The following is a 23,421-nucleotide window of genomic DNA, read 5'->3' as shown; positions in this document are numbered from 1 at the left end:
ATAAATATTGATTCGTTGTATCTACGTCTTGTATCAGAACAGGTTATCTAGCTTTGCGTTTGGTAAAGAGTAGCATGGCACGAATGATTATATACATGACAAAGCCAATAATGGCACTGACCATCGCTAGATTATGTTGCCAACTGCCTGGCTCGACCCCATCCCAAAACATAAAGAGAAATCCACCACAAAATAACAACATGGCGATAAAAGAGTAGTTCATTAAACGTTGAGTTTTATTGATTAAATGTACGCGGTTTAGGCTGGCAAGTTTATCAGAGTCGATCTCAGATAAATCAAGGTTACAGTGATTACAAGTTTTTGCTTTATCGGAGATTTTTTTCTTACAACCTGGACAATTAATAACGGCCATTTAGATACTCATGCAATGATAGTTAAAACGTTTAAGCAGGCACTTTAGCTTTAAACAAAGTAAGGCCGCCTGATTTAATGTCGCTTAGTATACCTGACCTATTTTGCTATTTCACTAATCCAGCGAGTAGAAATAGCTAAGAATGAATTAATACCGATTTCATTAAGGAGTGAACAGTTGTACGAAGAGAAAATAAATCAAGACAAGGTGCATGATTGAGCTCATGTTGTTCTTAAGATTGAGAGCAACATGAGCTTGAGCTATTTTAATTAGCGTACGTGAACGTTTTATTTATTTTCACTGCTCCTTGATAGAAAACAATACTGCGTAAACCACGGGGATAACGCCTAAAGTAAAGACAGTTGAGAACAGTAACCCACCCATGATAGCTATCGCCATAGGTTGCCAAAACTCGCCGCCTCCAAGGTATAGTGGAATTAAGCCAAAAATGGTGGTCGCTGTCGTTAACACAATCGGTCTGAATCTTTGCTGAGCTGCATTAATAATCGCCTGAAAATGATTACCAGGAAGTGCTTGCTCCTCTATTTGTATACGTTCTAATAATATTATAGCGTTATTAATAACAATACCTGCCAATGAAACTATGCCTAATAATGTCATAAAACCGATGAAAGATTGCCCTACTAATAATCCAGTCGTTACGCCAATAAGGCCTAAGGGAATAGTTAACAATATAATGAATGCTTTTCTAACCGAATTAAACTGCGCAATAAGTAATAAAAGTATAAGAAAACCGGCAATAGGTAATTTGTCACCTATTGATTTATTCGCTTTGCCTGAGGTTTCAAATTCTCCACCTAACTCATATGAGTAGGAGATTGGCCAGTTTTTTTGCTGTTCTTCAAGCCAAGGTAGTAATTCTTTAAATGCCTGATTTGCGGTAATGGTATTATCTATTTGACCACCAAGGGTAATGGTCTTTAAGCGATCACGACGTAAAATTTGAGCAGATTCCCACACTACCTTAATATCAGCAACTTGTGTTAAAGGTACTGAACTGCCATTTGCCTGAGAGTACACTGCTAGTGCTTGTAATTTACCAATGTCTTGGCGGTCGCCTGCTTGGGTACGCATCGTAATAGGAATAACAATGTCCCCTTCCCTATATTGACTTAACTCTAATCCGGACATGCCAGTGCGTAATGATACAGCGATATCTTTGCTCGATACACCTGCTCGACGAGCACGACTTTGGTTAATATTAACCTGTAATTTTTTAATTGGCATACCCCAATTATCACTAACACCTTTTACTCCGTTAATAGCGCTCATTCGCTTTTTAACTTGCTCAACCAAGGTAAATAACTGCTCAGTATCAGTACCATTAATACGCACTTCTACAGGGTTTTCAATAGGAGAGCCATTTTCTATTTTACGAAGTTTAACCAATAAATCAGGAAAATTATCCAAACTAAATCGTTCCAATTTTTCCATGGTTTGATCCACTTCTTTATTGCTCGTTACATTGATAACCATTAAGGCGTAATTGCTACTGGTCGGCTTGGGGTTATGTGTTAATAAAAACCTTGGACCACCATTTCCTACATAAGTAACCCAATTAGTAACACCTAGGTCTTCATTGGTTTTAGCTTTCAATTCTTCATTAATATAGCTTTCGATACTTTGAGTAACTCGCTCAGTCGCCGCTAACGTAGTACCAATGGGCATTTCTAATTCCATTTTGAAAAATGCCCTATCTGACGGTGGAAAAAACAATTTAGGGATGAATGAAAGCCCCCAAACAGAAATGATAATCATGACGAAGGTTATGGATAATGTTAGCCAACGAAAACGCAGTAAATTTTTTAATAAGGTTCGGTATGTGACCAATAGCGGGCTATCAACTTGCCCCGTTGTCTTTTTAACTTTCATAAAGTTTACACAAAGCATCGGGATAACCGTCATCGACAAGACCCAAGAACACAATAAGGTAATACTCACTACTTTAAATAGCGACGCTGTGTATTCACCTGTAGACGATTCTGCTAAAAATATAGGTAAAAATGCCGCTGCTGTGGTCAGTGAGGAAGTTAATAGTGGTACTTTTAACTCATTAGCAGAGTCCACTGCTGCATCGATGGCATTTTTGCCTTTTTCCATCGACACCATAATATTTTCTGACATGACTATGCCGTTATCGACTAACATACCAAGGGCGATAATTAGTGCCGCTAAAGAAATCTGGTCAATACCAGTATTTAGCAGTGACATGATAAGTATCGCAAAAATCATACTCGTTGGGATCAGTACCGCAACAATGAGGCCTGTTCTAAAACCTAAACTAAATAACATCACCAAGGTGACAACAATAACGGCTTGAATTAAGTTGCCAGAAAAATCATCAACTTTCTTTTCTACATCAAAAGGTAGAAAAGAAACTGCCTCAAAGTTTACGCCAATAGGGTAACTTTTATTCAATGTAGCCAGTAACTCATTCACCTGTTGACCCAGTAAAATATTATTACCGCCATGCCTCATCGCAATAGCAATCGATATGCCCTGCTCTCCAGATAAGCTAACTTTACTCTGCACAGGATCAACATAACTGCGCTTGATAGTGACCAAGTCACTTAAATAAAGTAGACGATCGCTACCAGGGATTTGAATAATCGTTCTTTTTATTTCATCAACATTTTCAAAGTTACCACTGGGTTCAAGGGTAATTTGTTCATCATCTATAATAATACTGCCACCCGAGATAATAATATTTCGACTAGATAACTGGTCACTTAACTGGCTCGGAGAAATACCTAAGCTGGCTAGGTGCGCATTATCATATTCAAGGAAGATATGTTCTTGCTGTTCGCCAAATACTTGTACTTTTGCCGTTTCGGATAAACGCAGCATGGCATCTCTTGTTTGATCGGCGATGTCTTTTAATTCACGGTAATCATAACCTTCTGCAGTTAAGCCAATAACAATACCAAAAACATCACCAAACTCATCATTAACCACTGACGGCTGGCTTTCTGCGGGTAACTCAACTTGAGCCGCTTCAATTTTACGACGTAGGTTATCCCAAATAGGACGTAAATCGCGGTAACTTTCTTTAATATTAACGCTAATAATAGAGATACCTGTACGTGACTCACTTTTAACAAAGTCTAATTCAGGCAGTTCTTGAATAACGCGCTCTAATTTGTCTGTAACCAGCATTTCTACTCGCTGTGGACTAGCCCCCGGAAATTGAGTAATAACTTGTGCGGTACGAATGATAAAACCAGGATCATAATCTTTAGGCATATTTTTAAAGGCATTAATGCCGAAAAAAACAATCACGAGTAACAACATGAACGTTGTTCTGTTGTTGGTAATTGCCAAACGGGTAATATTCATAGAATGTCTCTGCTATTTTTCTTACTGGAAGTTGTGGCTAAATCACTCGTTTGAGTAAATTTAACTAAGCTGCCAGCAGACACCTTACTCATTCCAGCAGTGATCACATGGTCACCTGACACTATGCCAGCATTTGGGCCCGACGTTACCGAAGGCGCAACGTTGGTAAACACCTCAATACCTTGTGAGGTAATATTGCCAATAATCACAGATTTTCTTACTATAATCCCAACACCTACTTTGTGTTTATTCACTACATAAACATAATTGCCTTGACTGTCTTTTAGTACAGTATGACTGGGTAAATAAAAGCTTGGGTAAACATGATTTTCACTTTGTGCCAACGCTAACTGTGCGCGAACTAATGCCGTCATCCCCGGTAAAATGACATAACCATCAAGTGCCTTCATGGTAAATATCACTTCATACGTTTTACTGTGTTCATCAGCAAGAGTGGCTACTTCACTGAACTGTAGAGGGAAACTGTGACCTTCAATTGAATTAAAGGTGGCACTAACTACACCTTGTGCAGCGTTCTTTTTCAAGTGAATCATGATGCTTTCAGGGATATTTACAATCAGTTGTATTTCACTTAAATCATGAAGTCGAACAATAGGCTCTTTGGCATTGATTTCTTGATAGTTCTTGCTGTAAACCTTAGCTATAACACCATTAAATGAAGCGCGTAATGTACTATAATCTAAGTTGTTGTTTGCACTTGCTAACTGTGCTTTGGCTGACTGCGCCTTGGTTCTTATCTGGTCAAATTCCGAGGCCGAAATATAGTTTGTTTTAACTAAGTTTTTAGCTCGAGTTAAATCCGCCATAGCGGTATCAAAATGCGCTTGCGCTTCTGCTACATAGATTTTTAAGTCTGTGTCATCCAATTTTGCGATAACATCACCTTTGTTAACCTTATCGCCTTGCTTTACTACAAAGTGCGTTAGGTTACCTGATATTTTAAATGCTAAATCAGCTCGGTTTACCGCATCCACCACAGCCGTGAATTCAACTGCTTGGCTAACATCAACAGTCTTGACCAATAAAGTTCTTACTGGTCTTAACTCTGGATCAGCTTCCACTTGAGGTGTTTTTTCACAAGCACTTAGCAATGTTGTTGCCAATATGGCGATAACTAACGGTTTTATAAATTGGTCAAAACTCATCACAGATAAATTTCCTGATTGATTAATTATTGTGTATCTACTGTTTTAAATGGTGCGACTAGTACTACGCCTCTGCATACTTGTCAGCGCGTATCTCAACTAATCGGTCTACAAACTTTGCTGCCCACATATCAAGCAACTCTTTAACGACCGTCATATTATCTTCACCTGAATTAGCGATGGTGGTATCAACATATTTAGTGCTGATCGCGGCCAGTACTCTCTCTCGGCGAATACCTTTTAAAAATTCAATTTCAACAGAGACTTTTGTGGTGACATCTTGCTTATCAACTATTTCCAAATAAGCTAAATTACCGGCATTCATTACCATGCGAAAAGGAACAAAATCTGTAGGCATTAGTTCTGGATCCTCAAATTTCACCCCCGAAAATGCACCTTGGATGATGAGAGTTCGTGGACCCATAATTTCAACAACTTCGTAGTTATTAGCGCTTAGTCGAGCGCTCATTTGTTGATGGAAATATTGTGACAATTCATTTAACTCTTCAGGACTGAACTTAGCATCAGCAGTTGGCGTAACCCACATTTCAAAAGGCACCAACTTCACTCGTTTCAAATCAGCAAGCATGTCTATGGTGAAATTTTCACTTCGATAAACCTTGGTGTAATCTGGGTCATAAACATCTTCAAACCCTTGATAGTCTTTGAGAAATCCTGAATGTTGTTGGTCAGTAATATTTATACAGCCACTGAGCAACAAAGTAACCAATGAAATAGTGGTGACTGAAGAAAATCTTTTTTGTACTTTTAATAACATAACAAGCCTAGATAAATTAATTATTTACAGTGGTAACAGCTATATAATGCTAGAATTTACTCAATCTAGCTCAACATCTTGTGCCATTTAATGTGCCAAATAGGACAATAGATTAATTTCTACATTTTCAACGACCTAGTGTTGCTCTCTGAGAGTAACCCCATAGAGAACATATGAGCCAAACGACACTGTCCACTATTCCTCGCCTCATCGGCCAAGTACTGTCTATTTATGATGTAGCTCCTGAGGCAATTTTCTCAGCGGCTAACATTGATATTACGAGTGATGCTCAAACTCGAGTGCCTATGGAGAACATGGCAACGTTATGGAAACTGGCAGTAGAAGCAACCCATAATAATGAACTTGGTTTAGTTGCAGCCTCTTTATTCCAACCGGTTTACTTGAAAAGCATTGGGTTGGCATGGCTTGCCAGTGAGAATTTAGAAGAGGGATTAAAACGTTATATTGCCAGTAGTCAGTTGATTAATACCGAAATGCAGATTGAATTAACAGAGCGTGATGGCATAGATGGTGAAGAAACATTAATTCAATATCAGCGTCGATTAACTTCCAGTAATACAATTAAGGTCCACCCCTGCGCTATTGAACTGGGTATAGGGTTTTTCTTAAAAATGTTCCGATTAGCCGCAGGTAAAAATATACCCGCTACTGGGGTATATTTTACTTTTGCTATCGAAGAAAACAACAAAGTCTATGAAGAGTATTTCCAATGCCCTGTATATGGCAATCAAGCAGTAAATGGCATCGCCTTTTCTAAAGCGTTACTCACTGAGACACTACCTACACATGATGTAGAGTTAGTTGAAATGAACGAAGTGGTTATTAATAAACACCTAGATTCAATGGATAATGGCGAAACAAGTAGTAAAGTTATTAAAATGATTAATGATTTATTACCTTTAGGATGCCCAACAGAAGAAGTCATTGCCTATAAACTACATATGAGTAAACGGACGTTGCAAAGAAAACTGAGTGTTGAAAAACAATCTTTTTTAGCCTTGCTAACCTCTGTTCGCCTAATGTTAGCTAAAGAAAAACTAGCGAATAAGAGGGTTTCAGTCACCGAAATCACCTATCAACTAGGTTACAGCTCACCCAGTACATTTGCCCGTGCTTTTAAAAAGCATACCCAACTTTCTCCCCTTGAATATCGTAATCAAGTATCAAGCTACTCAAGCTGTTCCTAGTCTATTAATACTAGTAGCTAATAAACACCAAGAGTATTACTAGTAACAAATGTCTTGGTATTTGTGAGCTTTTTCCTTAAAAAAAACCAATAAAAAAGCCGTTCATTATGAACGGCTTTTTTCAAATCAATGCGTTAACTAACTTGCATTGTCTTTATTCGCTTCTTTGTTTGCTTCAGGGTTTTCCTTAGCAAAACGTTCTTCCCAGAAATCTGCATTTTCAATGCCTAACGACTTAGGGTCAAAAGTAAATTTTGTTACGCCTGCTTTTTGTTGCGCTTCATAATCTTTTAATGCCTTTATTGCAGGTTTTGCCATAAAGAAGATAATGATAATGCCGATAATATTAAGCCATGCCATCAAACCAACACCAATATCGCCCATACCCCAAGCTGCACTTGGTTGTGCTACTGTTCCATAAAATACTGCAGCCATCATAACTAATTTTAAAACAAATCGTAATGCCGGAACTTTAATGGTTCGGTTGATATAAGAAACATTATTTTCTGCAATAAAGTAGTAAGCAAGTACCGTAGTAAAGGCAAAGAAGAATAACGCAATAGCGATAAACGGTTTACCAAAACCTGTTAGCACACTGTCAACTGCAATCTGCGTAAATGCAGGACCACTGATCACAACATCTGCTGCAAGATTTTGCACTAAGAAAACACTGCTTCCTTCAGGCATTACATTGTAAGACTTAGTAATTAAAATCATAAACGCGGTAGCTGAACAAACAAATAAGGTATCAATATAAACAGAGAATGCTTGAACTAAACCTTGCTGTGCCGGATGTTCAACTTCTGCAGCAGCTGCTGCATGAGGTCCTGTACCCTGACCCGCTTCGTTTGAATAAACACCACGTTTAACACCCCAACCAATTGCAGCACCAAAACCAGCCATAGGCGTAAAGGCATCAGTGATGATTGACATGAAAATATCAGGTAAAATATCGATGTGCAAAGCAATAATAACGCAAGCAATAATGATATAAGCCAACGCCATAAAAGGAACAACAATTTGAGTGAAGTTAGCGATACGCTTTACGCCACCAAAGATGATGAAACCTAAGATTAAAACAATAAGCGTTGCTGCATAGACTTTAGTTAAGGGTAGATCACCTAAAAATGAAGGTACTGTACCACCGTTACCAAAAACATTAACCAATGCATCACCAATACCATTAGACTGAACTACTGGTAATAGCACACCACAAGCTACTATCGTAGAAATAGCGAATATCCAGGCATACCATTTCTGTCCCATGGCTTTTTCAATGTAGTAAGCTGGGCCACCACGGTAAACACCGTCTTCTTCTTCTTTATATATTTGCGCGTTGGTTGATTCTATATAAGCGGTTGCGGCGCCAAAAAAGGCTACGATCCACATCCAAAAAACTGCACCAGGACCACCAAAACCGATTGCCGCAGCAACACCGGCAATATTACCAGTACCTACACGACCTGATAACGAAACAGCTAATGCTTGAAAAGATGAAATACCTTGATCTGAACTTTTACCCGAAAGTAATAAGCGAAACATTTCTCTAAAGTGACGTAATTGAACGAAGCGCGTTAGGATGGTGAAAAATAAACCCGTTCCTAAACACAAGTAAATAAGCGCTGGGCTCCAAATGACACCGTTAATACTATTGACTAATTCTTGCACAGTTAACTCCTGTTGATTGTTATTATTCTTATTGTTTTTTTATTTTAACTCGCGTTTAGCTTAAAACTGTACAAGCTTCATTAGTAATGAAAAAGCACAAAGTTAACCAAAGGAAATCAGTGCTTTTAATATATTAATTGGCCTATACAGTTATAAGCTCAATAACTAGCGTAAATCATCTACCATGTGATAAACACCTGTTAAGAAGTCTCTGCCTAATAAGCTACTACGCTCATCAGACCAACCCACACTATAATCTGGAAGTAAGTCATTATCTTTGAACGGCATTTCGATGGTGTAAGCTAAACATTTGAATTGGTTACCAACCCAGTTAGTACCAACAGTAGTATTTGCTTTACCAGGCTCGTCTTTGTCATAACCACGATCATCTTGGAATTCAGGCGTGATAGCGATCATTATTTCTTTAAACTTATCTTCAAGTGCTTTATGACGAGCATCGTAAGCAACAACACCTTCACAACCGGCAACAAAGTTTACTGGTAAAGCTTCATCGCCATGAACATCTAGGAACATATCAACACCCGTTGCTAGCATCTTTTCGCGAACAAGAAACACTTCAGGGCTTCGTTCCATCGTAGGCTCTAACCACTCACGATTTAAGTTTGCGCCAACAGCATTAGTACGTAAATGTCCACGAGCACTACCATCTGGGTTCATATTAGGAACAATATAGAATACTGTTTTGTTTAATAAAGCACGGGCAACGCCATCATCTTCATCAAGTAAACGGTCTAACATTCCTTCAACAAACCATTCTGCCATTGTTTCACCTGGATGTTGGCGAGCAGTGATCCAAACTTTACGTTTACCTTCGCCTTCTTCACCGATTTTAAGCAACGTCATATCACGGCCATCAAGTGTTTGACCTAATACTTGTAATTGACAATCAAGGTGCATTTGCGCGTTATGAATCAAGTCTTGATGACGTTCATAGCTATAAGGTGCAAAGTAGGCAAAATATACTGAGTCATATTCAGGTGTTAACGTGATAGTAAGTTTTTCACCATCGTATTGGGTAGGTACACGGAACCAATGTTCACGATCATAAGAAGCAACTGCTTGGTAATCTTCCCAACCTTCAACATAAGCCGCTTTACCTGCATTATTTAAATGCATTACGTGCTCTAGACGATCGCCATTAGCACTTAGGTCAGTTTGCAACTTAAAGTGAAACCATTGATAAAAATCAGACTGATTGTCTTTTTTTATTTCTAGTTGAATATTGCTTGCATCAGATGCGTCAATAACGCGAATGTTACCGCTGTCAAAATTGTCAGTAATTTGCATAATAATTATTTCTTAGATTGTTTGGTATAAAACCAATGACTAATTGAATAAGACAGTGTACACAAACAATTTGAAGATCACTATACAGATCTAATTAAATATTTTTTATAATGATCGTAAATATAGCCCTAACTCTGAAGAATATCCCATAGATTTACCAATAATCACATTTTCTTCATTTAAAACGTAATAACTGGGATATCCACTGATTTCAAAAGCATGCTTAATCGCTTCATTACCCAAGGCAATAGGAAAGGTTAACTGATGTTGGCTGGTAAAACCCATGACTTCTTTCGTACCGGTATAGTCCATTGCGATGGCAACTACATCAATATTTTCATTTTTTTGAAATAAGGCTTGTAAATTACCGATACTGGCATGACAAACCTGACACCAAGGTGCAAAAAAGTACAATATTGTAGTTTTACCTTGAGAGTTTAATGAGACCGTATCACCCATTAGTGTTGGGACTTTATCTATGTCTAAACCCTGCGTCGCGGTAACGACTTCTGTCAGTGGCGTATCGGTTGCTAACATACTGGTTTCTCGTAAAAAAGAAAGCAGTTGAAAGGCAACTAAAAAGATAATAGCTTGAATTGCAAAACTTCGTAGCAAAGGAAATTCCAGATATAAGTAAATGTGTCTAGCTTAATAGACCTGATTACCCTCATTTATATTTTGTAAAATATTGTCTAGATTTATCTGAATATGTTATTTGCTTGAAGATAATATCTTGTATGAAGTTTCAACATGAGTTTCGGGCCAGTAAATAACGTAAATGTTATTATTGAAAACCACAAAATCAGTCGTTTATAGAAAGCTTAGTGACTACTGTATTACTTCTTAAAGACTATTTACTCGCGAGTCTTTATTTAGTTAACCTGAACTCTGGATAATGAGTGCTTGATGTTTAAGTAAAATCAACAACTTAGATTGTTACGTATAAAAAGTAATACAATTAAAGTAGTTATAAGCTTTATCAATGTTTCATTTTATTCAATTATCAAGGCAAAACGTTTATGAATAGCTGGCTATTCATCGACGTTTTAACGCTGAGAATTGGATGAAGAGGAATGTTGAGCAAGTGCTGCTTATCCAGAGTTCAGGTTAGTTTACAGAGTAGCCCTATAAGTTTACTAATCTTTGTTCTTCAGTAATTTTCTGATGAGCGTAGACACTAAAAACGAAACACCAAAACCAACAACAAAATATAGTACAAGCGCAAAGGTTTCTAAATTAGAGGTATAAACGTCACCACCTTCAAGTAGGCATTTAGCGGAGGAATAATCAAAAGAGCCGCCGTGATCTAGGCAATCATCAACCACTAAAAAGGTATGCAGCGACCAAATGACAAATAAACTAGTTAAAACACCAACGAGTGTCGGTAGAAGTGTACGATTCATATAATAGTAAAACCTAAGCTGGGGATTTAAAAGCGAGTAGAATAACAGATAAAATGAAGTGAAACCCTACTCACGTGACAAGTTATACCTTTAATGTCAGGTTAAATAGACAAAAATATTTTTTGGAATGCATTTTTAAGTATCCATTCCCATTAATCCATAAACTTTACACTTAACTAGAACGGCTATAAACATCGGGTTGATGCAATTCCATAAAAGACGCCGGAGAGCTAAGTGAGGTAAAGCCAAATTGCTGATATAAACCATGGGCATCACTCGTAGCAAGTGTCATTCGGCGAATACCTTGTAATTTTGGATGTTCTATAATATTTTGCATTAACCATTTACTTATCCCTTTACCCCGATGTTCTTCAAGTACAAAAACGTCAGCTAAATAGGCAAATGTCGCGGTATCAGTAATCATACGAGCAAAAGCAACTTGATTGCCATCCTCAGTAAAAACACCAAAGCATAAAGAATTATGAATGGCGGTTTCCAGGGTATTTATTGGAATATTCTTGGCCCAGTAAGACTGAGACAAGTAACTATGAATAACAGATAAATCCATATCGTTAATTTGTGAACTAATTTTATAACCTACAACCAATGAAAATTCCTCGAAGTACACGCTTTTAGTTATACCCGCTCCACTTGAAGATGCATCTTCAAGTGGAGCGGGTATATAAGTTAACATGGCTTAAAAACAAGTTCGATAGTTTATACTTTTATTACGGAAATAAAAAAGCACCGAGTAATTGCCCAGTGCTTTTTAAGTAACTTAAGCATTCATACTCGAATGCTTTGTATTTACCTTATACCAAGTCCATTAAGTTATTTCCCCTCAGCGAGAATTAAAAGGCTTAGAGACAAGGCATTGATTGAAAAGAATGGTTATTCAGGAGAATATGCTCCTGCATTCTCTAATAAGCTGCATCCATGCAGCGTCCTTGTCAAAATCAATAACACCGTATGTAAGCCTTTTAAACTCGCCCTTGGGAGCTTTTCAGAAAAGCAATAACTGCACAAATTTGTGAGATATAGAATGACTATACCGGCACAAATTTTATTTGTTATAACTCTTCTGACATAGCTCTGAGGTGGGAATAAATTTAATGGAATTGGTATTATTGTTATTTACCAATAATCCGCGTTTTGGCATTAGCTGCCATGTAGGCGAATATTGCATAGCTTGCAACATTGTGGCGTAACTTTATAGGATCAACTTTATCTAATGTATCATCTGCAGTGTGATGATAATCAAAATAATCGGTACCATCTTGTGACAAAGCAAACGCAGGAACCTTAAACGGTCTAAGTGGAATAAGATCTGGTCCGTTACGCGCCGCATTGTTAGCAATATACTCAACATTCAACGGTTTAAGCATAGCAGCAATTTCGTTAACCAAAGGTAATGAACTCGCATGAACATTGGATTCAAATGCCCAAATTTTATCTGCGCCAAAATCAGATTCTGCCGCTGCTACAATATTTGAAAGCGTTTTTTCATTTGCTTTTGCATAAGCTTTAGCGCCCCATAAACCAAATTCTTCTGCGGCAAATAATACCACACGAATACTACGTTTAGGTTGGCCTTTTAACGTGGCAAATTTTGCCGCAGCCATTGTTATCGCGATACCTGCACCATCATCTAATGCACCAGTACCAAGATCCCAAGAATCTAAATGGCCACCAATAAGTACATGTTCTTTAGGAAATTCACTACCCGTAAATTCACCAATAACATTGTATGAAGTCCCCTCACCCATTGATTTTGCTTGCACATTAATATTGATAGTAACGGGTTTTCCTAAAGCAACTAAGCGATGTAATTGATCAGCATCTGCATTTGAGATAGCTGAAGAAACAATTTTAGTTACGCCTTCTTTATAATGGCTACCACCAGTATGAGCAAAACGATGAGTTGCCGTACTGACTGAACGCATCACATAACCCACAGCACCTTTTTGTGCAGCAACTACAGCACCACGACTACGTGCTTTGACCGCCGGCCCGTAACCATTGCCATCTCGATCGCGATCCATATGGTAGTTTATAAACACGATTTTGCCTTTGGCAGCATTGTCAGCAGCATTTTCTAATTCAGCTAAGTTTTCAAATTCAATAACTTGGGCTTCAAGACCCTCTTTAGGTGTACTAATACTATTACCTAGCGCGGTTATATGTAGCGTTTGTGGCGCGGGGCTTACAACAGAGGCTGATTCAGAGTAACGGATCCATTTAGGAAACGTAGCAGGCTCGGTCCATACTTTGTCAAAACCCATTGCTTTAAACTTAGCAACGGCCCATGCAACACCCGCTTCATCACCCGGTGTGCCGGGCATTCTTGGCCCTACTTCGGTCGTTAAAGACTCAACTAGGTCCCAAGCGAGATCGCTCTCAAGTGCTTGTTTTTTTATTTCTATTACGTGTGATAACTGTTCTGCTGAAAAGTTATCTGATTTGGCATGTGCTTGTACAACATTAAAACTTAATGAAGCAAGAATCAGCGTTGATACCACTGAAGTAAAACGTTTTTTCATAGAATAAAGCCTACTGTAATGTAAGTAAGAGGGTAAATTTCAAATAGATGTTTTGCAGACTAATCGTGCTTAGCGTTTTATCTTTTTCATTTTAACCACTTCACGTGCTATAGCGAGTAACTCAGGAGAAATGTCTTCAGCGCCACTTTTAATTAATTTGCTAACGTCACCCGATGAGAACAGAGAACCACGCTCAGATTTTACGCCTAATGATCTTACATAGTCTTTGGTTTTACCCGTGCTTGCAGTATCAATATATTTAAAGATTATTTCTTCATTAAAGCCTTGTGGTTCTTGCTTCAAGGTATCTATTGTTAGTGTAAGAGCTTTAATCTCTGACTCTAGGTTTGCAATTAAATTGGCAATATCTGTATATGGATTCATGAAATTATTTGCTCTTATAGGATTAGCTGACGATGCAAAAAGCACCCAGAAAACAGACAAGTGAGTTTCACCCACTTGTTTTTTACTATTGTACCGTGAAAAAAACTGAGTAAAAAGGTAAGCACTACTCAGATCGTACTTTTATTGAAAACACTAATGGGGTCATTAAGGAAATGAATGTGTACAGCATCAATGTTGGAATGTAAATTTATAGGGTAACTCCCTACTTTATAACTAGTAATGCAGAAGACACTACATTTTTTCTTCTCGCTCTTCTATGCACTCATAAGATCCCATTTCAAATATTCGACAAACCCAAGGTCTGTTCTCATAAATACTACACATGAGCGTATCGCGATCTAATGCTGAACACCAACCATCGTCAAAGCGTAGCATAGTTTCTTTGCCATATTCATCCACATAAACATGTCGATCAGGGACCCCTGTGTCGGTTAGAAGCATCACTTCTAAGCTACAACAACATGCCTGACAGTTCGCACAAGTAACTTCAGGAACCGGAATGTTTTTTACGTTAATGGTCATAAATTACAACAAAATTTTTAATGGCGGCTAGCATACGCTATATACCCGTTACCAATCAAGATGCAAGTTTCAGAGTGCTTGAGCAATTTCAATTCAAGGCACGGTGGTGAAATAATGGTTATTCAGGAGAAAATGATCCTGCATTCTCTAATAGGCTACATCCATGTAGCGTCCTTATAAATCACAGTAACGATGAAGTGATATTGCTCAAGCGCTTCTTTGATGGGTTTAAAATGACTTTATGCTGCGTTAAATAATCAAACCATAGAATAACTATGCTTAAATTATTTGTCTTGTCTAAAATCATTTTAATTCCCACTGAAATCCTGCACTTTGAATAGTAACGGGTATATATAGCTATTTCACGAGTTGTTACAGCACTTTTAGGTCGCAGTAAAAGAAAAAGTTAACTTACAGTCAATATACTTAAGCATACGATTCACTATTAACGGAATATCAACAATGCCAGATTTTGAATTAGCGTTTACTGAAACCAAGATATCACAGGCTTCTATCTCAATTCTTTGACGCACGTAGTAATCATTTATATCTTCAAAATTTTGCTGTGTTAACGGTACACAAGCGATATAACTCTTGTGTACACTGTGTTCTTCATGAGTAGAGCCTAAAATTTCTCGCACTAAAGAATACGCTTGAAACTTATCTAAACTTAGAAATCGGAAGCTTATCTCAGCTTCAATGTTGGGGTTACTCACCTGACTCTCACTATATTATGAAGTGTATTTATTACTAGCACTCTTCAAGCTTATTGAATTGTTCTAACCAATCGCTGAAAGAATCAGAAACCTTTTCTATGGTGCACAGACCATGATTATAAAACCATACTGAAACATCTACTTGCTTATGTTCACACTCGGCAAGTTTGAAACAAAACATGTTGCCCTTACAGTCAGAGGCAAATAAAATATGCCCTTTTGGCATGCCACTCATTTCATATAACTTAGACAGTGAAGCGACATCATCTAGGCTCAAGAAGTCTTGAACATCGGATATTTCAACATTTAAATCAACGATTTTAGTCAATACGTTGGGCGTATGAACCAAACCATAAGTGGAAATTAAATATTTATATGAATCGGGTAAAAAAGCAGTTAACTCTGTTTCAAGCGCGTCAATATCATGCTTTTCAATCGGGATCATAGTATGTTTAGTGCCCCAGTTTTTTACAAATAAATCAATACTCTTCACGAAGAAATACTCCAAACGAATATCACCCAAGTCAATGGGTAAAATAGTGTTAGCTAAATTAGGTAGAAGTCGGCAATTAGCCTACTTATGAAAGGGGTAATAAGTACCGAATACCAATTACACTAATTAATTGCCCATCTTCAAATGGTCTACATCTACACTTTCTGCGTTGCACTCAATCCCAATAGCCAGCTATTGCTCAATCACGCGCCTTGAACATGAAGATTTATCCTCATTGAATTTTGTTCACTAAACTAATATAAATGGTATAACTGATAAGCTGCGTATACGCATATAATATCGCACTCTTTGACTATGAGTAAGTACAATTATCATTGGGATGATGTGCTAAAGGAATAAAACCTAATCTTGTTAAAGTTTTGTCTCGGGTTCAATTAGCGACACGGCTGACTAGTTAACGGTTTATATGAATATCGAGTATTGTCCATAGCTTACGTTCACGGCTAACAAAAATATTTACTCATTACCGTGAAACGCAACTATGTTATTCAAAGAGTCGACGGTTAACCGATACGGTGAAGCGCACAAATTTTATTATCAGAAGGATCGCGTAAATACGCTAGGTAAATCTTACCGATTGCCCCTTCACGCACACCCGGAAGATCTTCACAGGTAGTTCCGCCATTAGCGACACCAGCAGCATGCCATGCGTCAGCAATAGCAGGCGTTTTAGCTGCAAAACCAATAGTCGTACCATTTCCATGACACGCTGGTTTTCCATCTATAGGTTTACTCAGCGCAAAAACACCACTGTCGGTAAAATAAAAACAACGACCTTTATCATCAATTACGCCGGCTTCGTAGCCCATTTCACCAAGAATGGCATCATAGAAAACCTTTGATTCTTGTATATCGTTTGCACCAATCATAACATGACTAAACATTGTCTATCTCCTCGTTAAATATAGATATACCGAATAGCGGTACTATCTATAACACCCAAAGAATGGGCTAAAAATTTTGTTATGACATTTAAGTCCATAACAACTCACCCATTATCGTTGTCATTTTAGGTGTAGACGCTTTACGCTTACCAAAGTAAGAGCAATAGCTTAAGTAACCAACGATACCATAGAGTTAACAACTATTTCATCTTTGAGGGCTACATTAATATTCAAGTGTAGTAATTAGTTATATCTGGATCGTCACAATCACGTTTTAATCATTGGAATTATGAACACCGTTAGGCAACGGAATTATAAGTGCCCTTTGTATGCCAAACCGCAAGACGAGCTATATGTATTAGCAAACACTGAGAACCAATATACAGTGACCAATTTACGTATTTCGCAACAGGAAAGAAACCTTCCCCGCCATTGCCGTAGATCCAAAATTGACCAATAACGCCATCAGCAACCGCAGCTAATACAAGCCCAATGGCAACAAGCCAAACGACACGCTTTATTACTGAATTATGATACGCAGTTAACAAGATAAATCCGCTAACACCAACAAGAGTGATGAGCACAGCATAACTACCCGTTACAATGGAAACATGTGTTCCAGTACCTGACAGATGCATAGAAACAAAGGATACCACCCCTATTAAAGATGCGATAAGCCCCCAAATAATCAGCAATTTTGGTTTGATGCCATTGGCGACAGCGAGCCAGCAAGCAACCGTTAGAAATAAAGCGTAACCTGGAGCAAAAAAAGTGACTGAGTCGGCAAGATAGTCATGTTTTACAATGCCGCCATAGCGATAGTATGTCAGTGGTAAATTAAAATTAACCACATCTCCACAAACGCACAAGGCCAAAGCAATAAAAGCAACCCACGCGATAACCCGGTGTGATGTTTCTGTGGAATGACGATATACCCAGTTTTTTATGGCATAACAATTAGCAAGAAGCGCGACAAGAACAGCACATTCAATAAACAAAATAACGAAACGTGCATTGCCGGTAATAGACCAGTAACCCGCAAGGCCACCAATAGATTCAATCGTAGCAATGACCCAAATAATGAGTGAGGTTACGAAATACCTGTCTATAAGGTTCATTTAATAAAGTCGATTTTAAATATCATTAAAAAGGAGTAAAACGCACAATAAAGACGCGCGTTAACGCGTCATTATTGCTCGTTATTATACTTTATCTAACGCTTGGCTAACATCAGCAATGATATCGTCAATGTGCTCGATACCTACAGATATTCTGATCAAATCAGAGCTTACACCTGCAGCTGCAAGTTCTTTCTCGTTTAATTGTCTATGAGTAGTAGAGGCAGGATGACATGCTAGCGACTTTGCATCACCAATATTAACTAAACGTAAAATCATTTGCAGCGCATCAATAAACTTAGTGCCTGACTCAAGTCCGCCAGTAATACCAAAACTTAAAATACCAGAGGCTTTACCAGAGGTGATTTTTTCGCAGTTTGCACGATAAGGGCTTTCAGGTAATGCTGCATAGTTAACCCATTCAACTTTATCATGCTGTTGAAGATAGGCAGCCAGTTTTTCAGCATTTTCACAATGACGATCCATACGTAAACCAAGTGTTTCAAGGCCTTGTAGAATTTGAAAAGAATTCATTGGTGATATTGCAGCGCCCGTATTTCTTAATGGACCTACACGACAGCGACCAATGTAAGCAGCTGCACCTAGGGCTTCTGTGTATACCACGCCGTGATAAGCAGGATCTGGTTCATTTAATACTGGAAAACGTTCTTTATTGGCTACCCAGTCAAATTTACCAGAATCAATGATAACACCACCAATTGAAGTACCGTGACCACCAATGTACTTAGTGAGTGAATGCACCACTATATCGGCACCTAACTCAAACGGACGACACAAGTAAGGCGTCGCCACTGTATTATCGACGATTAACGGCACACCATGTTTATGAGCAATGTCAGCTAAACGCGAAATATCAACTACGTTACCGGCAGGGTTACCGATAGACTCACAAAAGATAGCTTTAGTTTTCTTATCAATTGATCGCTCAAATCCTTCGAAATCATCATGCTTAACCATGCGAGATTCAATGCCTTGCTTAGGTAATGCATGAGCAAATAGGTTATAGGTACCGCCGTAAAGCTCGCTGGTGCTAACAATATTATCGCCCGTTTCACAAATACACTGCAGTGCGTAAGTAATTGCAGCCATACCTGAAGCAACACAAACTGAGCCTATGCCACCTTCCATTGCCGCAATACGTTTTTCCAACACATCAGTCGTTGGGTTCATGATACGTGTGTAAATATTGCCCTGAACTTTCAAGTCAAATAAATCGGCGCCGTGCTGAGTATCATCAAAGGTATAAGAGGTTGTTTGGTAAATAGGAACTGCAGCCGCTTTCGTTGTATCTTCGGATTTATAGCCTTCGTGTAACGCTATTGATTCTAATTTCATTACGTTTCTTTCCATGGTTAAGTTTAAATTCGTATTTATATTTAGGTTTGAGTTAAATAATAAAAATCACCTCAAGTGGCTTAAACAGTTGGTTATAATAATGAACAGAGAAAAACCAACCCTAATTGCGATGCCTTACCTTAGTTGCAACCAAAGCGCTTTATGCGAGAGCACTATTGATTACAATCGCCTCCATTCAGGAGCTAATAACAACAAAACAATGATGTATTATTCGATAATTACCACATTCAAATAGACAACATAGTCTCATGCCTAAATATCAAAGCAGAGTCAGCTTATTATGAATAGCATAAATAATCAAAATGAAATTAACTTCGACGATAAAACAATAAGTTTTAGTTCGATATTTGGCGCAAGATTCTCGTTATTTATCTCATGATTAAAATAATGAAAGTATTTTAAAGCCAAAAAAGTACATTTTATTAATGATTTACTTCAAATAAGAAAGAATTTTAATAAGCTGTAGTTATAGGAGTTTTCGTCAAAAATAAAGCATGATCAATAACAGCGTGAAAGCAATACAGCTTAACTTTACTAAAAAGACAGATTGGTGAAGTGAATATAATACGTAAAAAAGTAAATAATTAGTCCAATCGTGACAAACAAAAACATAACGTTAAATGAAATAATTATCGCTAATCATCGTTCTACTAAAGGTACTGAGATGAACACCATAACTAACTCAAGGAACGACTAGAATGAAAACGAGAAATTTACTTATTATTGCGTTATCCCTTTTCCCTGCAATAACCTTTGCTACCGATAATAAAGTCCTGGTAAAACCAAACTTAGAAGGTTTAACCTTACCCGAGAAATATAAAGACTGGCGCGTAATTTCAGCTTCCCATCGAACAGACAACAAGAGTATGAGAATTATTTTAGGTAATGATATTGCCATCAAAGCATCACGCTCAAATCAAACCAACCCATGGCCAGATGGTACGATATTAGGAAAGTTGGTTTGGAAACAAACGACTGAAAATAACTGGCCTACTGCAATTGCCCCAGAAGAGTTTATTCATGCTGAATTCATGTATAAAGATAGTAATAAATTTAAAGCGAATGGCACAGGTTGGGGATGGGCGCGTTGGTTAGGTAAAGAACAAAAACCTTATGGTGATGACAACGATTTAAATCAATCGTGTATCGCTTGCCATACCCCCGTAAAAGGAAGAGATTGGGTTTACACTGCCCCAGTGCAATTACCCTAAGCAATAAAAAAGAAGCGACAAAGGAGCAAAAACCAAGGGTTATGACTCCTTTTGAGTACTTCGTTAAGCTTTTATTGTCGTAGCCAATAACATCACGGTGCCTTTGTATATACTAGTTGTTACATGCACAAGCTAGTTTACCGTCTTTTTGATACCATTCTTCATAATTACCACCGGAACCATTACGCTTAATGTCTGCGCAGCTTGCACCATTGTAACTGATACCATTTCCCGTAGCGTGTTCAAGGGCACGCTCTACTATTTGCTCACTAACAGATCTAGAAGAGCAACCTGAAAGTAGAAGGAGTATAAATATTAGCGCTAGATATTTCATGCGGACTCCATTGTATTTAGCCACTTAAGGCATTGTTATATTTGGTTAACGAATTAACTCACATTTACCTTCAACACCATGTTTATCTAGTCTTGTTTGACACGCTTCAAGAGCTGCTGCTTTTGCTTTGTATGTTGAGCTATAACCTTCTCCGTAACCATAAAACTCCCAACCATCAGATGTCTGACCTAGAGCAAAAGCTTTGTTTGATTTTCTAGATGCAAACTCTTCGAGTGCTTGATCGGTATTATACTGATAAGTTTTTTGATTACATAAATTTGAATCAGGCTCACTCTCACAAAAAGATGGTGTTGACTGACAACCAGCCAGAAAAATTATTGATATCAATCCTAAATATTTCATTAATAGTCCTTTAAAAATGTAACACCCACATAAGGGGCAAAATTTAGTCGGCTAAAGTTGTGTAGAGAAACGTAGCCAACTATTACTTGTCCTTGTTTTTACTTGTTAGCAATACTTTGCGCTAAGCTAATCTCATGCTTTTTAATACAATAACCGCCAAGCCACGTAACTAGTAACGATGCTCCAATAACAAGCTGCCAAAAAGACACACCTAAACCTTCTAAAGGAAGCCGAACAACAACCTCTGCTACAAAAGCTGCCCACAAACCGACATAAGACCATGACATTCCAGAGTAATGCCATTGTAGCCAGTTTGCTTTATGCCTGAAGAATAGTGGAACAGAAATACCGAATAAAACGGTTAACAGTGAGAAGATAGCAAGTAAATGAAAAGGGCCAAACTGAAATAGAACATGAGTAAACAGTGCGGTTATATTCATGAAAACCATAGAGGATACATAAATGTAGCCTACTTTTTTATGAAAAAATGTACCCTTGGTTTTAAATACTACGTAACCTCCAGAGATTAAGGCCAATACAGCTAAAAAAGTGTGGAAACCACCTATTGTTATTTCAAATATATCCATATCGCAAAACCTCCATGTATTGCTAACAGCTTACTATGTAGACGTATCAGTAATCATCATCTACTTTAATGTTGAATAAAATAACTCAATATCCATTAATTTCAAACCCTTATTCTATTATTTTTTACTTTGTTAATAGAAAAGCATAAATATTACTGAGTCTTCTCAGTAATTTGACGATAGGATGCATTATAAAATATGAGAAAATTAAAGCTTAATGTCCACAATGGCACTTAACAGCCTTTCATAGGAAGATTAAACATTAGATATATCCTCAAAGTGATTACCATCGCACCCTATGTCACAGGCTAACCTTGTTCCACCTCTTCTTTGTAGATTTTAAAACCGCGCGCTTTGTAATTTTGTAAAGCACTTAGGTGGTCAAGGCTACAGGTATGCAACCAAACACGTTTTGCATCAGGCAGAGACCATGCTGATTTAATGGCACAAGTCAGAAGATAGCCGCCGAAGCCTTTACCGATAAAATCTGGTGCCAAGCCAAAGTACATAATTTCTACATCACCTGATGAAGTATTTTGTAGTTCAAAATAACCTGCAATAGCGCCTCGATAATAAGCCACATAAGTACTGACCATTGGACTTTCAGCATAAGTTTTCCATGATTCATCACTGTGGGTAAGTTTATCAGTCCATTCCCATGGCTCTCCAACATACTGATAAAGAAAACGGTTGAAGCGGAAATTTTTAATTTCAACCTGTGTAACAGTCAAACCTCTGGACTCGAGCTTAGGGTTTAATTCAGTTAGTGTGTTCATTTCAAGGTAATAAATAGTGACTTCAGACATCTGTTAATCCTGTTATTATTGTTAAGTGACGAAGTACCATCAAGGCTAAAAATAGTGCTTTATGCTGTAAACATGAAACCAAGCATACCAAGAACAAAACCTAGTACAGCGCCCATTGGTGGAGCCCAGTGTTTTTCTAGTTTTACTTGAGGAGCTATGTCTTGGAATATTGAATAGAGAATACCGCCTGAGGCAAATAGCATAATCGCTGCGATAATTTCTGGGTAATCAGATAACCATAAATAACCAGAAACGCCAGAGATTGGGCCAAGTAAAGCCATTAACGTAAACATGATGATAATTTTTTTCGGTTTATAAACGGAAGTCCCGTTCAACTCACGATAGGCACTAAACCCTTCTGGTAAATTTTGTAATGCAATTAAACCTGCAAGTAGAAAAGCGGTACTTTCTCCCGTCGCAAATGCAGCCCCTAAGGCGATTGATTCTGGAATAAAATCAGACAGCATTGCAGCAAGTTGACTCGCTGGGGTATCTATTTTCTTTAGGTAAATATCAAGGGACATAAAACTGAGCCCACCGACTATAAACCAAAAACATACCGACAGCGGTTCTAGAACAGCCATGCCTTCAGGCACTAGTACTAGCGCAACAGCTGACAATAACGCCCCGCCCCCAAATGCCATAACACTGTGTCTAAACTCTTCCTCAATCAATTTTTCTTTGATACTTTCAAAATGTGCAATGACAGCCCCTAAAGGCATAGCCAAACCAGCAATTAAGCTTGAAACGATAACTGTCAATAAAAGATACATGTGCTCATCC

Annotated in this window: 24 protein-coding genes; 2 read left to right on the top strand and 22 right to left on the bottom strand. The window is 37.9% G+C overall.

Going from position 1 to position 23,421, the window contains the following annotated elements; translation table 11 throughout:
- Positions 1-43 precede the first annotated feature (43 nt).
- The 4 genes from CXF79_RS12960 to CXF79_RS12945 form a co-directional block, all read right to left on the bottom strand.
- Positions 44-373 (bottom strand): hypothetical protein, encoded by a 330-nt coding sequence (locus CXF79_RS12960; protein WP_011043373.1) that lies wholly within the window; start codon positions 371-373, stop codon positions 44-46.
- Between the two features lie 297 nt (positions 374-670).
- Positions 671-3,730 carry an efflux RND transporter permease subunit gene (locus tag CXF79_RS12955; protein WP_101155392.1) on the bottom strand — a complete coding sequence of 1,020 codons (3,060 nt, stop codon included), beginning with the start codon at positions 3,728-3,730 and terminating at the stop codon, positions 671-673.
- The gene (locus CXF79_RS12950; protein ID WP_101155390.1) at positions 3,727-4,896 is read right to left on the bottom strand and encodes an efflux RND transporter periplasmic adaptor subunit; all 1,170 of its coding nucleotides are present in this window, start codon (positions 4,894-4,896) and stop codon (positions 3,727-3,729) included. The genes CXF79_RS12955 and CXF79_RS12950 overlap by 4 nt, the downstream gene beginning before the upstream one ends.
- A 64-nt stretch (positions 4,897-4,960) precedes the next feature.
- Entirely contained in the window at positions 4,961-5,674 is a 714-nt protein-coding gene (locus tag CXF79_RS12945; RefSeq protein ID WP_101155387.1) for a DUF3313 domain-containing protein, read from the bottom strand.
- A gap of 173 nt (positions 5,675-5,847) precedes the next feature.
- Between CXF79_RS12945 and CXF79_RS12940 the strand changes: the two genes are divergently transcribed.
- Positions 5,848-6,882, top strand: coding sequence for an AraC family transcriptional regulator (locus tag CXF79_RS12940; RefSeq protein ID WP_011043369.1), 1,035 nt, complete (start codon positions 5,848-5,850; stop codon positions 6,880-6,882).
- A gap of 138 nt (positions 6,883-7,020) precedes the next feature.
- On the opposite strand, the gene CXF79_RS12935 is transcribed toward CXF79_RS12940, so the two are convergent.
- The 13 genes from CXF79_RS12935 to CXF79_RS12875 form a co-directional block, all read right to left on the bottom strand.
- Positions 7,021-8,550: an alanine/glycine:cation symporter family protein gene (locus CXF79_RS12935; RefSeq protein ID WP_011043368.1), complete on the bottom strand. Its 1,530-nt coding sequence runs from the start codon at positions 8,548-8,550 to the stop codon at positions 7,021-7,023.
- Between the two features lie 165 nt (positions 8,551-8,715).
- The gene (locus tag CXF79_RS12930; protein ID WP_011043367.1) at positions 8,716-9,858 is read right to left on the bottom strand and encodes a M14 family metallopeptidase; all 1,143 of its coding nucleotides are present in this window, start codon (positions 9,856-9,858) and stop codon (positions 8,716-8,718) included.
- Between the two features lie 105 nt (positions 9,859-9,963).
- The gene (locus CXF79_RS12925; RefSeq protein ID WP_041736945.1) at positions 9,964-10,473 is read right to left on the bottom strand and encodes a TlpA family protein disulfide reductase; all 510 of its coding nucleotides are present in this window, start codon (positions 10,471-10,473) and stop codon (positions 9,964-9,966) included.
- A gap of 521 nt (positions 10,474-10,994) precedes the next feature.
- On the bottom strand, positions 10,995-11,261 hold the full coding sequence (locus CXF79_RS12920; RefSeq protein ID WP_011043365.1) for a hypothetical protein: 267 nt from the start codon (positions 11,259-11,261) through the stop codon (positions 10,995-10,997).
- Positions 11,262-11,433: 172 nt separating this feature from the next.
- Positions 11,434-11,868, bottom strand: a complete 435-nt coding sequence (locus CXF79_RS12915; protein WP_101156314.1) for a GNAT family N-acetyltransferase — start codon at positions 11,866-11,868, stop codon at positions 11,434-11,436.
- 523 nt (positions 11,869-12,391) lie between these two features.
- Positions 12,392-13,801, bottom strand: coding sequence for a M28 family peptidase (locus CXF79_RS12910; RefSeq protein ID WP_101155385.1), 1,410 nt, complete (start codon positions 13,799-13,801; stop codon positions 12,392-12,394).
- 69 nt (positions 13,802-13,870) lie between these two features.
- Positions 13,871-14,185, bottom strand: coding sequence for a hypothetical protein (locus CXF79_RS12905; RefSeq protein ID WP_041736943.1), 315 nt, complete (start codon positions 14,183-14,185; stop codon positions 13,871-13,873).
- Positions 14,186-14,437: 252 nt separating this feature from the next.
- Complete coding sequence (locus CXF79_RS12900; protein WP_011043361.1) at positions 14,438-14,728, bottom strand: YkgJ family cysteine cluster protein; 291 nt, start codon at positions 14,726-14,728, stop codon at positions 14,438-14,440.
- 383 nt (positions 14,729-15,111) lie between these two features.
- Positions 15,112-15,444, bottom strand: a complete 333-nt coding sequence (locus CXF79_RS12895; protein WP_101155383.1) for a hypothetical protein — start codon at positions 15,442-15,444, stop codon at positions 15,112-15,114.
- A 34-nt stretch (positions 15,445-15,478) separates the two neighbouring features.
- Complete coding sequence (locus CXF79_RS12890; RefSeq protein WP_101155382.1) at positions 15,479-15,937, bottom strand: SMI1/KNR4 family protein; 459 nt, start codon at positions 15,935-15,937, stop codon at positions 15,479-15,481.
- A gap of 524 nt (positions 15,938-16,461) precedes the next feature.
- Positions 16,462-16,842, bottom strand: a complete 381-nt coding sequence (locus tag CXF79_RS12885; protein ID WP_101155380.1) for a VOC family protein — start codon at positions 16,840-16,842, stop codon at positions 16,462-16,464.
- 299 nt (positions 16,843-17,141) lie between these two features.
- A complete protein-coding gene (locus tag CXF79_RS12880) occupies positions 17,142-17,960 on the bottom strand; it encodes a hypothetical protein (RefSeq protein WP_101155378.1) in 819 nt (272 codons plus the stop codon).
- Between the two features lie 84 nt (positions 17,961-18,044).
- Entirely contained in the window at positions 18,045-19,316 is a 1,272-nt protein-coding gene (locus tag CXF79_RS12875; protein ID WP_101155376.1) for an O-acetylhomoserine aminocarboxypropyltransferase/cysteine synthase family protein, read from the bottom strand.
- Positions 19,317-20,035: 719 nt separating this feature from the next.
- Here CXF79_RS12875 and CXF79_RS12870 point away from each other — a divergent pair.
- On the top strand, positions 20,036-20,548 hold the full coding sequence (locus CXF79_RS12870; protein ID WP_101155374.1) for a cytochrome P460 family protein: 513 nt from the start codon (positions 20,036-20,038) through the stop codon (positions 20,546-20,548).
- Between the two features lie 112 nt (positions 20,549-20,660).
- Here the strand turns inward: CXF79_RS12870 and CXF79_RS12865 are convergent, their stop codons facing one another.
- The 5 genes from CXF79_RS12865 to CXF79_RS12845 form a co-directional block, all read right to left on the bottom strand.
- Complete coding sequence (locus tag CXF79_RS12865; protein ID WP_101155372.1) at positions 20,661-20,882, bottom strand: hypothetical protein; 222 nt, start codon at positions 20,880-20,882, stop codon at positions 20,661-20,663.
- Positions 20,883-20,927: 45 nt separating this feature from the next.
- The gene (locus CXF79_RS12860; RefSeq protein ID WP_101155370.1) at positions 20,928-21,245 is read right to left on the bottom strand and encodes a hypothetical protein; all 318 of its coding nucleotides are present in this window, start codon (positions 21,243-21,245) and stop codon (positions 20,928-20,930) included.
- 98 nt (positions 21,246-21,343) lie between these two features.
- On the bottom strand, positions 21,344-21,832 hold the full coding sequence (locus tag CXF79_RS12855) for a DUF2306 domain-containing protein (protein ID WP_101155368.1): 489 nt from the start codon (positions 21,830-21,832) through the stop codon (positions 21,344-21,346).
- A 308-nt stretch (positions 21,833-22,140) separates the two neighbouring features.
- Positions 22,141-22,638, bottom strand: coding sequence for a GNAT family N-acetyltransferase (locus CXF79_RS12850; protein WP_011043349.1), 498 nt, complete (start codon positions 22,636-22,638; stop codon positions 22,141-22,143).
- 59 nt (positions 22,639-22,697) lie between these two features.
- On the bottom strand, positions 22,698-23,411 hold the full coding sequence (locus CXF79_RS12845; RefSeq protein ID WP_101155366.1) for a ZIP family metal transporter: 714 nt from the start codon (positions 23,409-23,411) through the stop codon (positions 22,698-22,700).
- Positions 23,412-23,421 lie beyond the last annotated feature (10 nt).

It is taken from the genome of Colwellia sp. Bg11-28, assembly GCF_002836245.1.
Lineage (GTDB): Bacteria > Pseudomonadota > Gammaproteobacteria > Enterobacterales > Alteromonadaceae > Colwellia > Colwellia psychrerythraea_A.
Note: the sequence above shows the minus strand (reverse complement) of the source record. Positions and strands in the feature narration are given on the sequence as shown.